Source organism: Pseudomonas sp. H26/SER47-MNA-CIBAN-0231, from assembly GCF_040310465.1.
Lineage (GTDB): Bacteria > Pseudomonadota > Gammaproteobacteria > Pseudomonadales > Pseudomonadaceae > Aquipseudomonas > Aquipseudomonas atacamensis.
This window is the reverse complement of record NZ_JBEOPW010000089.1, coordinates 1-269: the sequence shown is the minus strand read 5'-3', so window position 1 is coordinate 269 and position 269 is coordinate 1. Positions and strand designations below refer to the sequence as shown.

Annotated in this window: 1 protein-coding gene; it reads left to right on the top strand. The window is 43.5% G+C overall.

Going from position 1 to position 269, the window contains the following annotated elements:
• A partial coding sequence (locus AAEZ10_RS27390) for a hypothetical protein (RefSeq protein ID WP_350571819.1) occupies positions 1-269 on the top strand: 269 nt, incomplete at both ends.

Here is a 269-nt window from a genome sequence, read left to right as displayed (position 1 = left end):
GTTCTATTCTAGGTCGCTTACAATATCAAACAGATACCGAAGACTTCTATGTTGAAGTTAATCATTTTGATAACGATCGCCAAGCACCAGGCGCGCTAACGCTGGCGCAGTACGAAGCAGATCCTCGCCAAGTAGCATCATTTTCTGAAGGTGAATTCTCTCATGAAATAACCACAGCATTGCGCAGCGGTTATCAATACCAGCTGAATAATATTTGGGCCTTAGGTGCTGATTTAACCTACTCGGATACATCAACCACGAGTCTGTTA